Source organism: Microbacterium sp. 69-10 (genome assembly GCF_001897945.1).
Classification (GTDB): Bacteria; Actinomycetota; Actinomycetes; order Actinomycetales; family Microbacteriaceae; genus Microbacterium.
Genome location: NZ_MKRT01000019.1, coordinates 66166 through 80554 on the forward strand (window position 1 = coordinate 66166; position 14389 = coordinate 80554).

Consider the following 14389-nt stretch of genomic DNA (forward strand, 5'->3'; position numbering starts at 1 on the left):
ACGGCACACAGGTGGATGGGGAGTACTACCCGTGCCCGCGGCCACCGCCGCGGGCCGTCATTGCCAGTTCGTCGGCGCGGCGAGTCCCCAGCCCTCGATGTAGAGCTGGATGTTGTAGTCGCCACCGGAGTTGCCGCCCGTCCAGCACGTCGCCTGCACCCGGCCGTTGGCCGGGACGTACTGCGTGCTGTACGACGAGCTGAACGCCGATCCGTTCGCATAGCAGGTGACGCGATAGTTGCCGGCGGGAAAGTTCGCGGTGTCCGCCGCGACGTAGTAGCAGGTATCGGCGGCGCAGCTGTAGCCGTTCAGCGAGCCGTGATCGACCGCCAGGGTTCCTCGCACGGTCTGCGCGGACGGCTGAGGCGGCGCGTTGGTCGTGGCCGAGTACACCGGGGACAGCGCCTCACCGCCCGGGTTGGCGACCGTGCGCACCCGGATGCTGTGCGTCTGGCTGTAGCCGTTGCCGACGTCACGGCTGCCCGTGGTCGCGACCTGCTGCCACCCGCCGCCGTCGATGCTGATGTAGGTCGTTACGGGGCGTCCGTTGTCCGAGCCGCTCGCGTTCCAGGCGAGCCGGATCGCCTGGCCGAGATTCGTCGCGCTGCCGGTCGGCGCATGGGGCGTCCCGTACGGGGTCACCTGATTCGAGGGGGCGGACTCCTTACCGGCCTGCGATTGCTGTCCGCCGACGACAGAGTACGCCCGCAGCCTGACCGTATAGGGCGTGCCGTTGGCCGCCGCGATCGCACTGGTGCCGTTCCAGTCCATCCAGGTACCGCCGTTCAGCGAGTACTGATACCTGATCTCGCCGTCCTTGGCGCCGTTGAAGTCGGGCTTGGTGAAGGTGACGGTGATCTGCCGGTCCCCTTCCTTCGCGACGACGTTCGTCGGCGCGCCCGGCGTGCCGAACGCCCGCTGCGGGGTGGACTGCGGGCTCAGCGCGCCCGTGCCGGCCTTGTTCGTCGCCTTCACCGCATAGGTGTAGTCGGACGAGTTCGTCGGGACCGAGACCGTCTTCGACGTCGCGGTGCCCACCGCCAGGGTCTGGAACAGCGAACCGCCGCGGTAGATCAGCAGATCGTAGTTCTTGACCGCGTCACCGTTCGGATCGGCGTCGCCCCAGCGCACCGTCATCTGCGCCTCACTGCCCACCGAGGGCGCACTGCTCACCGTCGGAGCCGCGACCGCACCGGGCTTCCCGGCGGGGATCTCGGGCTGCGAGTAGACACTGAAGTCGGACGGATCCGGTGCCTGGTTGTGCGCCTGCACCCGAACCTGGTAGCTGGTGCCGTTCTCCAGACCGTCCCAGACGATGCTGTTCCCGGTCACGCCGGTCTTCTCGGATGCTCCGCGCAGCGGCGCCGGGGAGATCTGCAGCGTGTAGGAGTCGACCGGCGAGCCGTTGGACTGCGGGGTGGTCCAGGACACCTTCACCGACTGGTCGCCGAACACCAGCGTCGGCGGCAGCGGGCGCTCGGGCCGCACGTCGGGGCGCGCGGGCTCGGACACCGGAGACTCCGGCCCATCGCCGACGCGGTTGTGCGCCGTGACCTTGAACGTGTACTCGACGTTGTTGACCAGCCCGTCCAGGGTGCACGTCGTCGACTCGCAGGTCTTCGTGTAGGGACGGCCGCTGACGGAGGTGACCGTGTAGTGGTCGATCTCGGCGCCGTTGTTCGACGGGGCAGACCAGTTCAGCACCACCGTGCGGTCCTCGACCGTGGTCACCCGCGGCACACCCGGAGCATCCGGCACACCCTGCACGGTCATGGTGATCCGGCCGTCGACCTCGCGGTCGGGGTCCTTCGTCGCATCCTGGATCCGGTAGCGCACCACCAGCACACCCACGAACTTCACTCCGGGCGTCACCTCGACCTGATCGCCGACGACCTTCACCCCGCCATCGCCGCTCTCCACCGTCGCGGAAAGCAGCTTCAGCGGAGTGCCCTCGTCGGCGAACGGGTTGATGTCGTTCGCCAGCACGGGGATCTTGTAGCTCTTGCCCTGATCGGCTTGATCGAGTGTGTCGGGGCTCGCCACCGGAAGGCTGCGCGTCGACGCGATGACGCGCACCGCGACCGTCCCCTCGACCGGCTCGGTCGTGCCGTCGGTGATGCTCAGCTTCACCGACGTGCTGGTGCCCTTCGGCGTCGAGGTGCCTGCTTCGACCAGCAGCCTCTTGCCGTCGAGTCGCGCGGTCACGCCCTCACCGGGGTCGCCCGTGATGCGGTAGGTGATCTTTTCGGCATCCGCCTTGTCGGGATCCGTCGTAAGGGCGGCGAGATCCAGGGGCGTCGCCTTCTCGCCCGGTGCGACGTCCACCTGGCCGTTCACGAACACTGGCGGCTGGTTCTCGGGCGGCAGGACCGTGATCGGGATGGACAGCGTGCTCTTGCGCCCGGCGGGGTCTTCGACGGTCTTGCCGTCGGTGACCTCGAAGCTCACCGCGTCGTCGCCGAAGTAGCCCTTCTTCGAGGTGTAGACCAGCGTGGTCTCGTCCTTGATGAGCGAGTCGCCGTTGCCGTGGCCGGCGCTGATCTTCGACGCCTCGGTCAGGCGCACCGCGCCGCCGCCCGCGACCATCACGTACTCGGAGAGCTTGAGCTCCTTGGTCTCGCCGCTCTTGACCTCGACCGGCTTGGTCGAGCGCAGCACGGGGCGCAGCTCGCTGATCGAGGGGACGAAGATGAACGCGGATGCCGTCAGGCCGTCCTGATCGGTGACCGTGTAGCGCACCAGCTGGCGCTTGTCGGTGACCGTCACGCGCACCTTGCGGTCGCCCAGCAGCCGCCCGCCGTCCTCGACGGCGACCTTCAGCCCCTCGACCGTGCCGTCCGGATCCTCGTCGTTGCCGAGGATGTCGACGTCGGTGGTGAGGGAGTCCTTCAGGTCCTCCACCCGCACGCGGTCGTCGCGGGCGATCGGGGTCATCAGGGGAACGTTCTTGTCGACCTTCACCAGGATCGGAGCGGTCGCCTCGGCTCCCCTCGCGTCGCGGATCGTGTACTGCAGCGACGCCTCGAGCTCGTGGTCGGGCACCTTCACGACAACCCGGTCGCCGGATGCCTTGGCGGTGATGCCGCTGTCCGGGGGCACCTGGATGCCGTCCTTCACGAGGCGGATCTCGTCGCCGTCCGGATCGGAGTCGTTGGCGAGCGCGGGGACGGCGACGGAACGGCCGGGGCGCACGATGACGGCATCCTTCACCGCGTACGGGGACTGGTTCGTCGACTCCGGCGGCGCGACCCCCACGCGGATCGTGGCCGTGCCCTCGGCGCCGAGACGGTCGCGCACGCGGTAGGTGAAGGTGTCCACTCCCGTCGCGTCGGCGAAGGCCTGGTACTCCAGGAAGTTGCTGCCGGTCTCGGTGATGCGCCCCTTGATCGGGGCGACGTCCTGGCCGAGCAGCTCGACCGAGTCGCCGTCGGCGTCGATCCCGTCGAGCGGGATCGGGATGCGGATGCTCCCGCCGGACAGCGCGCGTGCGGTCAGATCGCGCGGCCGCGGAGCGGCGTTGGCCTGTTCGTCCACGGGGAGGATCTGAATGGTGACGTGTCCGCCGGCCTTCTGATTCATCGAATCGACGGCTTCGTAGGTGAGGTAGACCGTGCGGGGCTCACCGCCCGCCCGGAAGCGCACCGAGTCCTGCGAGACGAAAGCCTCGCCGTCCTTCGGGTCGACCAGCGGCTCGATCAGGTCCGGTGCGACGTGCAGCACGTCGCCGTTCGGATGCACGTCGTTGTCCAGCACCGGGATCGTGACCACGTCGCCGACGCGGACCACGGCCTCGTCATCGTGCGTGACCGGGGCGGCGAGCTTGGTGGGTGCCGGGATCGGGATCACGGTGACGTCGCCCTGCGCCGACTTGGAGCCGTTCGAGATCGTGTACCGGATCTTCACGGGCTGGTCGAGGGCGCCCTGGTCGCCGATGCGCAGGGTGCTGTGGTTCAGGACCGAGACGTCGATGCCGCCGTGCGGCGGCACCGTGACGGACTGCACGACCAGCACGCCGCCGGCGGGATCGGAGTCGTTCGCGAGCACATCGACGAGCGCCTCCTTGCCCTTGGGCAGCAGCGCGACGTCGCGCACCGCGACCGGCGGCAGCTCGGACGCCATCTCGTCCAGCACATCGACGCGCACGATGCCCTTGGCATCCGCCTGCCCGGCCGAGACCAGGTACTGCACGTAGTAGACGCCGGGAGCGGATGCCTTGAACCCGAACTGCTTCTTCGGATAGTCGGGCACGATCTGCACGCCGTCCAGCGGCTCGACACGGGTGAGTCGCAGCTCGTCACGGCCCGTGCTCGTGTCGTTGGCGGTCGGGGACACCGTGGCGGTCTCGCCGACACGGGTCACCACGTGGTCGGCGTTGGTCACCGGGACGGTCGTCCCGGCGGGCTTGACGTCCAGCGTGATCTTTCCCGTGGCGGTCTCGCCCAGGGCATCCGCCACCACGACCTCGATCTCCTTGCGGCCCTGCAGGCTGCCCACCGCGCGGTAGGTCATCTGGCCGTCGGTGGTGAAGTCCACCTCGTCACCCGGCGCCGGGGTCACGTTCAGCAGGTACAGATCGTCGCCCTCGGGATCGATCCAGTCGGCGAGCACGCCGTACGAGAGCGTGCCGCCCGACTCGACGGACAGCTTGGCCTTGCGCTTGGGCTTGGGCGCCGTGTTGACGTCCCAGGGGTAGACCGTGACGGTGGCGTTCGCGGTGTCGGTGCCGGACGGGCGTCCGTCGTCGACCTTGTAGCGGAACGTCGCCGAGCCCTTCGCGTCGTCGGGCACAAGGATCTGCAGCGCCGCGCCGTTGAGGATCGGCTGCACCTCGCCGACCTGGGGCTGCGCGTCGTCCAGCGTGGCGACCAGCACATCGCCGTCGGGGTCGTTGTCGTTGTCCAGCACCGGCAGCAGCGTGGTGCCGCCGGGACGTGCGCCCAGATCGGGGTCGTCCTCGGCCACCGGGGGCGTGTTCTCGGGCTTGCGCTCGGGCAGCGAGGTCTCCACCGTCTCCTCGGTGGTCTTCTCCTCGTCCTCGGCGTCGCCCTCGGGCGGGGTCAGGATGCTCCAGTCGTCGACCTTCTGCAGGCTGTCGTCCGCGAGCCAGGCCTCTCCGCCCACGACGTCGTTGAGCACGATCACGTCGCGGTTCACGCGGAAGGTCAGGTGCGTGCTCTGCTCCGCGCCCGGGATGTCGGCGGCCACGTCGTCCGCGTCTCCCGCGCAGTCGCGCAGGAAGCGGCCCGAGCCGCCCCAGGCTCCGTAGGTGCAGCCCTGCAGGAACACCGGAGCAGCGGGGATCCCCGTGCCGCCGGCTCTCCGCACGACGGGCTTCGCCCCGTCCAGCGGGATCTCGATCAGCGTCTGCGCCGTGGCGAGGGCGACGGCGTCCGCCTGGGCCGACGCCTGCTGCAGCACAGCATCCTTCAGCGACCCGGCTCCGAGGTCGGCGAGCTCGACCCGGACGCCGCCGGGCGCGGTCACCACGCCCTCCGCGGCGTCGAGAACCACCGGCGTCGATCCGACCGCCGTGATCGAGGGACGCGGCGAGGCGCCGATCTCGCCGACGGATGCAGTGCTCGAGGCCAGCGGGTCGCCCTGCCGGTCGACGGGGATCGTCACGATCTCGCCGCGCTCGGCCGACAGGCCGAACACCGTGCCGTCCTGCGCGACGGCGACATCGGCGTCCTTGCCGAGCTCCGCGAGCGGCTTGGTGCCCTTCACGTCGAAGCCCGACACGGATGAGGCGCCCACCACCCAGAGGTCACCGGACTTGCGGTCCAGCACCGCGGCCGTGCGCGAGCCCAGCGCGACCTTCGCATCGGATGGGATCGCGGCGCTGTCAGTGAGCGCGACGTTGGCCGGGTCGATCGCCGTGAGCGTGGAGTTGCCCTGGTCGGCGACCAGCACCGTCGCACCGGCCTGCAGGATGTCGTAGTTCTCGCCGCTGGTGCGCAGGCCCCCGTCGAGCACCGTCGACTCGTGGTTGAAGTGCCCCACCAGCAGGCTCGAGGTCTTGGTCAGCCAGACGCCCGCGTCGTTCAGATCGACCTTCGCGGTCGGCTGCCCGTCATAGGCGAGCGCCATACCGGTCAGCACCACGGTGCCGGCCAGCACGCCCGCAGTCGCCGCAAGCGTCTTCGGACGCGCACGCACCCATGACAGCACTCTCACCGGCATTCCCCCGCACAATGTCAGTTGCCGCGCGCCATCCCGAGCGCGCGACTTCATCCTAGACGACGCCGCCCCGAGGACGATGATCGGGAGGGAGCGCCGCCCCCTCCCGATCACCCTGCGGCACTCACCAGATGACCGGATGGACGGTCGCGTTCACTCCCTGGATGCTCACCGAGATCGTGTGGCCCGCCTCGCCGGGGCACACGTACGACCCCAGGTCTCCGGGGACCTGCACCGCATTGCCCTTGTTGTTCCCGAACCAGACGCCGTTGTTGTATGCATCCACGACGTACCTGCCCGCCGGGAAGTCACTGGAGACGGTCACGCGCACGTTCTGGCACGTACTCGGCCCCCAGGTCGCCGGACCTCCGCGACTGACCCACACCTCGGGCAGTGGTTTGGCTCCGGTGCCGCTGTTCCCGGTGACGGCGTTCGTCTGCGCGCCGGCAGGCTGCCCGGCCGCGGGCTGGTCCGTCACGGTCACCGTGAAGGACACCGGGGTGCTCCAGCCGTACGAGATCGGCACGTTGCCACCACCGGCTCCGACGCTGCCGGAGTGACCTCGATTGTCTGCCCAGGTGACGGTGAAGTCGCGCCCATTGCGCGTGGTCGCCCCGATGTGCCAGGTGATCGTCTGGCCGCTGACGCTCGCAGACAGGTTCGGCACGTCCGGCTTGCCATACGGGATCGCCGCATTGGACGGAGCCGAAGCGGGACTGGCCTTCGAGGTGGTGCCGGCGACGTTCGAGACCGCCCGCACGTAGATGGTGTAGGTCCCGTTGTTCGGCACGCCGCTGCGGATGACTTTGTCGCCGGGCATCGCACTCCACGCGCCGTTGGCACCATTGCGGTACTGGTAACTGACCTCGCCCGCCTTCGCCCCGTTGAGCGGGCCCGGGGTGTAGGCCACGGTCACGGTGTTGTCGCCCGGGGTCGCCTTCACGTTCGTGGGCGCACCGGGTGCGAGTACGCCGCGGCGCTCGGCAGACGGCGGGCTCCAGTCACCGTCGCCCGCCTTGTTCCTCGCGCGGATGCGGAAGGTATAGCCGGTCTCGGAGGGGTCGACCTGCACTGCCTGCGACGTCGCGCCCGCTGCCGGGTTGAGCGTCCTGACCACTGTGCTGCCCTGCATGACCTGCAGCTCGTAGCCGGCGATCTTGTCGCCGTTGCTGTCGGGAGCGACCCATCTCACCTGCATCTGCGCCTTGGATCCCACCGGATCGAGCTCGGCCGTCGTCGGCTGCGCGGGCGCCTTCGGCGGACCGGCCGGGGTCTCAGCGAGCGAGTACAGGCTCCACTCGGACGGTTCCGGTGCACGATTGTGCGCACGGATCCTCACCTGGTAGGCGCGCCCGTTCTCCAGGCCCTTCCACACCGTGCTGGTGCCGGTGACACCGCTGATCTCCGCAGGCCCGGAGGGCGGAGCGGGGCTGATCTGCAGCGTGTACGACTCGACCGGCGATCCTGACGTGCTCGGCGTGGTCCACGCGACCTTCAGCTCGTGGTCCCCGAACGTCAGTCGCGGCGCGCCGGGTGTATCGGGACGGGTGTCAGGCCGCGCCACCTCGCTGGAGGGCGAGGGCTTGGACTCGCCGACCCGGTTGGTCGCGGTGACCTGGAAGACGTACTCGACGTTGTTCGTCAGCTTGTCCAGCGTGCACGTGGTGGAGTCGCACTCCTTCGAGTACGCGCCGCCCTGCACGGAGCGGACCGTGTACTTCGTGATCTCGGCACCGTTGTTCACCGGAGACGCCCAGGACAGGACCACGGTGCGGTCCTTCACGGTGGTCACTCTCGGCGTGCCTGGCGCATCGGGAACGCCTTGCACGGTGAGCCGGACGCGACCCTCCACCTCGCGGTCGGGGTCCTTCGTCGCGTCCTGAATCCGATATCGGGCGACCAGCACCCCGACGAAGTGCTCACCGGGCGTGACGACGACCTGGTCGCCCTTCGTGGTGACCTCACCGTCGCCGGTCTCCAGCGAGGCCGAGACGATCTTCAGCGGGGTGTCGGGGAACGGGTTGATGTCGTTCTCCAGCACCGGGATCGACAGGGTCTTGCCCTGATCGGCCTCGTCGCGCACGTCGTCCGTCGCGATCGCGAGGTCGCGAGTGGATGCTGTCACGGTCACCGTGACCCGTCCGGTGACCGGTTCGGTCTCGCCGTCGGTGGCGGTGATCTCGAGGTTCGCGACCGTGCCCTTGCGCACGTCCTTCGCCGCCTCGACGCTCAGCTTCGTGCCGCTGACCTGCGCAGTGATGCCGTCGCCCGCACCGCCGGTGAGCCGGAACGACACCTTGTCGTCGGGGTCGGGATCGGATGCCAGGGCCGCCAGGTCCAGCGTCGTCGCGGACTCGCCGGGGGCGACCTGCATCTGCGCATCGGTGAACGTCGGCGGCTGGTTGTCCGGCGGCAGCACGGTGATCGGGATCGTCAGGGTGGCCTTGCGTCCCTTCGGGTCGTCGACCCGAGCGCCGTCGGTGACCTCGAAGGTCAGCGAGTCCTTGCCGAAGAAGCCCTCGGCCGAGGTGTAGACCAGCGTGTTCTCGTCCTGGATGAGTGCGGCGCCGTTGCTGTGCGGCGCGACCACCTTCGCGGCCTCGGTGATCATCGCCTGACCGCCGCCGAACACCGTGACGTAGTCCTTCAGCGGCAGAACCTTCGTCTCACCGCTCTTGACCGTGACCGGCTTGACGTTCGAGAGCACCGGGCGCATGTCCGCCAGCGCCGGGACGTAGATGAAGGCGGATGCCTTCTGATCGTCGCGGTCGGTGATCGTGTAGCGCACGATCTGCGCCTCATCCGCGACCGCGACCCGCACCTTTCCGTCCGGGCGCACCGTGCCGCCCTGGCCGACGTCGATGGTGAGGGCCTGTGTGGTGCCGTCCGGGTCCTCGTCGTTGGCGAGCACGTCGATGTCGACGGTCGGGCCGTCCTTGATGTCCGTCATCAGCACCCGGTCATCACGGGCGATCGGGGCCTTCAGCGGCACGTCCTTGTCGACCGTCACCTGCACGACGGCGGTGGCTTCGGCACCGAGTTCGTCGACGATCGTGTACCGCAGCGACGTCTCGAGCTCCCGATCGGGCACGCGGATCAGCAGCCGGTCACCGGACACGCGGGCTTTCAGTCCCTCCACATCCGGATGGGACAGGCCCTTCTTCACGAGCGAGATCTTCCCGCCCTCGGGATCGGAGTCATTGGCCAGCACCGGCACAGCGACCTCGCGATCGGGCCGCACGACCACGGAGTCCTTCACCGCGTACGGCGCCTGGTTGACGGTCTCGCGCGGGGCGATGCCGACCCGGATGGTGCCGGTCCCCTCACGCCCGAGCCGATCGCGCACCCGATAGGTGAAGCTGTCCACACCTGTGGCGTCGTCGAACGCCTCATAGCCGAGGAAGTCCTGCCCGGTCTCGACGACGCGGCCCTTCTGCGGGCTGGACCCGATTCCCAGCAATTCTACGGAGTCGCCGTCGGGATCGAGGCCGTCCAGCGGGATTGCGATGCGCTGCGTGGACCCGCTGAGCGTGCGCACAGTGAGATCGCGCGGCACGGGCGCTGCGTTCTTGTCCTTGTCGATCGGGACGATCTGGATGCGGATGTACGCCGCGGCCTTCTGCCCCATCGAGTCGATGATCTCGTAGGTGGCGTTCACCGTCTTCGGCTCTGCACCGGCGCGGAAGCGCACGGTGTCCTGCGACACGAAGATCTCGCCGTCGGCGGGATCGACGAGTGGCTCCACCAGCTGCGGGACCACGTGGATGGTGTCGCCGCTCGGATGCGAGTCGTTCTTCAGCACCGGGATCGTCACGACATCGCCCACGCGGACGACGGCCTGGTCATCCACCGCGACAGGGGCGAGGATACGATCCGGCGCCGGGATCGGAAGCACCACGACCTCCCCTTCGGCCGAGCGCGCGCCGTTGGAGATGCGGTATTTGATCCGGGCGGGTCCGCTCAGGCCGCCCTGGTCTCCGATGCGCAACGTCTGATGCTCCAGCACCGAGACGGAGATGCCGCGGGAGTCGTCGTCGATGCTCGCAGACTGCAGCACCAGCACACCGCCGGACGGGTCGGTGTCGTTGGCCAGCGGATCGAGCAGGACCTCGCCGCCCGCGGGCAGCAGCGCGACGTCGCGCACGGCGACCGGCGGCAGCTCGGTCTCGGCGGTGTCCAGCACATCCACGCGCACCAGGCCGGGAACCGCGTTGGGTCCTGCAGCGACCAGATACTGCACGTAGTAGACGCCGGTGGCCTGGGCCTTGAAGGTGAACTGCTTGTTCGGGAAGTCCGATTCGATGTCTGCGCCGTCGACGGGGTCGACGCCGGCCAGCCGGAGCTGCTCGCGGCCGGAGCTGGCGTCATTCGTCAGCGGCGAGACGGTGACGGCGACGCCAGGACGGGTCACGACGTGGTCGGCGTTGGTCTTCGGGAGCGTCGAGCCGGGTGGCTGCACATCGAGCAGGATGGCGGCGGTCGCCTCCTCGCCGAGTCCGTCGGAGACCGTGACCTGCACCTCCTTGCGACCCTGCAGGCTGCCCACGGCGCGATAGGTGATCTGCCCGCCGGTGGTGAACTCGACCTCGTCCCCGGGCGCCGCGACGACCTCGCGCAGGAAGATGTCGTCACCGTCAGGGTCGATCCAGTCGGGAAGCACGTTGTACGAGATGGTGCCGCCGGACTCGATGGCGAGTCTGGTGACGCGCTTCGGCTTGGGAGCCGAGTTCTCGCTCCAGGGGTGCACGGACACGGTCGCGGTGGCGGTGTCCGTTCCGCTGCGGCCGTCGTCGGCCTGGTACTGGAAGGATGCCGATCCTGTCGCGTCCTCGGGGACGGCGATCTGCAGCGCAGCCCCGTCGAGCACGGGCTGCACCTCGCCCACCGAGGGCTGTCCGCCGACGAGCGAGGCCACCAGCACATCGCCGTCGGGGTCATTGTCGTTGTCGAGCACCGACAGCATGGTGGTGGAGCCGGGGCGCACACCGAGATCCGGGTCGTCCTCGGCCGTGGGCGGGGTGTTCTCCTTCTTGCGCTCCGGGAGCGTGGTCTCGACGGTCTCCTCGGTGGTCTTCTCCTCATCCTCCGCCTCGCCCTCGGGCGGGGTGAGGATGCTCCAGTCGTCCACGCGCTGCATGCTGTCGTCCGCCAGCCAGGCGGCGCCGCCGATGATGTCGTTGAGCACGATCACGTCGCGGTTCACCCGGAACATGAGCTGCGTGGCGGCCTCGGCGCCGGGGACCCGCTCGGACACGTCGGAGCTCTTGCCCGCGCAGTCGCGGATGAACCGCGCCGACCCAGCCCAGGCCCCGTAGGTGCAGCCCTGCAGGAAGACGGGCGCGGCCGGATTGCCGTTCCCGGGGATGGTGGTGCTGGTGGGATCAGCACCGTCCAGCGGCACACGCACGAGCGCGTTCGAGGTCGCCACCGTCACAGCATCCGTCGCCGTCGATGCCTGCTGCAGCACGGCTGATCCATCGGATGCGACCTTGGCGCGCAGACCACCCGGGGCGAGCACGGTGCCCGCGGAGTCCAGGACGACAGGTGTCGAGCCGACGGCGGTGATCGACGGGCGCGCGGCCTTGTCGATCTTGCCGACGGACACGGACTTCTCGTCCAGCGGCTCTCCGCCGGCATCCGTCGTGACGGTGATGATCTCACCCTTGCCGCCGGCGACGCCGTACACGGTGCCGTCAGTGCCGACGGTGATCGCCGCGTCCTTGCCGAGAGTCGCGACGGGGTCGGTGCTGCGGGGCTCGAAGTTCGCGAGACCCGTGAACGGAAGCACCCAGAGCCGTCCGCTGGAACGCTCCATGACGGCGACCGTGTTCCGGCCGAGCGCCACGTCCGCGTCGCCCGGGAGCTTGACCGAACCCGAGAGCGCTACCCGAGCGGGATCGACGGGCGCCATCGTGCCGCTGCCGCTGTCGACGATCAGGATGGAGGACTCGTCCTGCAGCACGTCGTAGCTCTCGCTGGCCGTGCGCAGTCCACCGTCGAGGACGGTCGACTCGTGGTTGAAATGCCCGACGAGCAGGCTCGACGACTTGGTCAGCCAGACGCCGGCGTCGTTCAGATCGACCTTGGTCGTGGGGAGGCCGTCATAGGCGACGGCCATGCCCGTCAGCACCACCGCGCCGATGGCGACGCCGGCGCCGGCGGCCAGCCGCTTCGGACGCGCGCGCATCCAACTCAGTACCCTCATACTGATATTCCCCCCTGGGCTCGCAGACAGCGCGCCGCTTTCACCCTACCCCGGCGATGCGGACGGCCCATGGGGAGAAGTGTCCATCCCACCGCGCAGGGGTCAGCGGGCTGCGGCCCGCCAGCATCCGTCGACGTGGTCGTCGACCATCCCGGCCGACTGCATGAGCGCGTACATGGTCGTGGGGCCCACGAACCGGAAGCCGCGCTTCCTCAGCGCCTTGCTGAGCGCGGTCGACTCGGCCGTGACGGCGGGCACGTCGTCGAAGGTGTGTGGACGGGCGGATGTCGCGGGCGCGAACGACCACATCAGGGCATCCAGCTCGCCGTCCGCCATCTCGCGCACCAGCGCGGCGTTGGAGATCGTGGCGAGGATCTTGGCGCGATTGCGGATGATCCCGGCATCCGCCATCAGCCGCTCCACGTCATCGTCACCGAACTCGGCGACCAGCGCCGGGTCGAAGCCGGCGAACACCTCCCGGAAGTGCGGGCGCTTGCGCAGGATCGTGATCCAGCTCAACCCCGCCTGGAACCCTTCCAGCGACATCTTCTCGAACAGCGCGCGGTCGCCGTGCAGCGGGGTGCCCCACTCCTCGTCGTGGTAGCGGCGGTACTCGACGTCGTCACCGACCCACGCGCAGCGCCCGCGGCCGTCCGGACCGGCCAGCACAGACGCCATGCGTCAGGCGTTCCAGGGGAACGGGCGCTCGCGGTCGAGCTCGGCGTCATGGCCGACGGAGGCGAGCTCCTGGCCGGCGGCGCGGATGCACAGCCAGCGCATCGGCGAGGGGCTGTCGGGCAGGGCGCGCAGCGCGTGCATGACTCCGGGAGCCACGCGCACCGCAGTGCCGGCCTCGAGGGGGAGCACCTCGTCGCCGAGGGCGAACTCGCCGCGGCCGTCGACGACGATGTAGATCTCCTCGATCTTCGCGTGCGCGTGCCAGAACGGGGACTCACCACCGGGAGCGGTCGTGTTCACCGAGACGCCGGCGAACTCCGTGCCGATCTCCTTGTCCAGGAACTGCTTGCCCTTCTCGCCGCCCCAGGATGCGAGTTCACCGATCTGCGTCACGTTGCTCATGCGCTCAGGCTATCGCGGGGGTCGGACGGCCAGGCATCCGCGAGCCTGCTCACCGGCCGTGCGCTTCGCGCGGGAATGTGCAACTCGTGCGGACGAATTCATGGCATTCGTCCGCGGCAAGCGCACATTCCCGCGGGAGATGCACGCGGATGCCCCGAGACTCAGCCCTGCTTCTGCTTGGCCTGCTTGCGCAGCTCCTTCTCCGAGATCGGCGCCTCGCCGGAGGCGGCGAGCGCGGCGTAGTGCGCGCGGGCCTCGTCCTGGCGCTGCTGCTCGATGCCGCTCGCGATGGGGGCGCGCACGTGCTCGGGCTCGAAGCCGAAGGCGCCGACCAGTTCGAGGGCGTGCGGACGCAGGCGGTGGCACAGCCGGCCGATGTAGCTCGAGACCGCGGCCGCGCGCTGCGTGGACAGGCGGCCATTGATCAGGTGCCAGGCGAGGTGCTTCTCGATCAGCGTCAGGCCGAACAGGTCGCGCAGCCAGGTCATGACCTGCTTGGTGTCCTCGTCCTCGATCGCGTTGACCGCGTCGGTGAACGCCTCCCACTGCAGCAGCTCGCCGTGCGCACGGGCGGCTTCGATGAGCTCGGCCTGGTTCTGGTTGAACAGCTTCTCACCCAGGACCTTGTCCTTGCCCGCCGGGCGAAGCCGGCCGGCGATGTCGGCGACCATCTGCTGCACGCGCTCGGTGAGCAGCTCGTGCTGCTGCTCGGCGCGCAGGCCGTTCTCCACCGAGCGGGCTGTGGATCCCAGGTCGGCGACGGCCTGGCCGAGGGCGCGCAGCCCCGCGCCGTGGAACACTCGGTCGGCGGTCTGCCCGACCGCGTACCTGGCCAGGGCCGCAGCATCCTTGCCCTTGAACTGCCTGGCGTAGTCGGTGAGCAGACGCTTGCCGACCAGCTGCAGCAGGATGTTGTTGTCGCCCTCG

The 14389-nt window shown here is 69.4% G+C and carries 5 protein-coding genes; all 5 read right to left on the reverse strand.

Translation table 11 applies throughout. The annotated features are described in order from the left end of the window. Positions 1 to 57: 57 nt before the first annotated feature. On the reverse strand, positions 58 to 6156 hold the full coding sequence (locus BGN97_RS07810) for an Ig-like domain-containing protein (RefSeq protein WP_292699757.1): 6099 nt from the start codon (positions 6154 to 6156) through the stop codon (positions 58 to 60). Positions 6157 to 6301: 145 nt separating this feature from the next. Then, complete coding sequence (locus BGN97_RS07815; protein ID WP_292699759.1) at positions 6302 to 12364, reverse strand: Ig-like domain-containing protein; 6063 nt, start codon at positions 12362 to 12364, stop codon at positions 6302 to 6304. A gap of 120 nt (positions 12365 to 12484) precedes the next feature. Beyond that, the gene (locus BGN97_RS07820) at positions 12485 to 13060 is read right to left on the reverse strand and encodes a DNA-3-methyladenine glycosylase I (RefSeq protein WP_292699761.1); all 576 of its coding nucleotides are present in this window, start codon (positions 13058 to 13060) and stop codon (positions 12485 to 12487) included. A 3-nt stretch (positions 13061 to 13063) separates the two neighbouring features. Further along, on the reverse strand, positions 13064 to 13462 hold the full coding sequence (locus BGN97_RS07825; protein ID WP_292699763.1) for a cupin domain-containing protein: 399 nt from the start codon (positions 13460 to 13462) through the stop codon (positions 13064 to 13066). A gap of 161 nt (positions 13463 to 13623) precedes the next feature. Then, the coding region (locus BGN97_RS07830) for an acyl-CoA dehydrogenase (RefSeq protein WP_292699765.1) at positions 13624 to 14389 on the reverse strand (766 nt) is incomplete at its 5' end.

Excerpts from the sequence above, each read along its gene's own strand:
- BGN97_RS07815 (WP_292699759.1), bottom strand. The coding sequence starts at position 12,364 with ATGCGCGCGCGTCCGAAGCGGCTGGCCGCCGGCGCCGGCGTCGCCATC.
- BGN97_RS07820 (WP_292699761.1), bottom strand. The coding sequence starts at position 13,060 with ATGGCGTCTGTGCTGGCCGGTCCGGACGGCCGCGGGCGCTGCGCGTGG.
- BGN97_RS07825 (WP_292699763.1), bottom strand. The coding sequence starts at position 13,462 with ATGAGCAACGTGACGCAGATCGGTGAACTCGCATCCTGGGGCGGCGAG.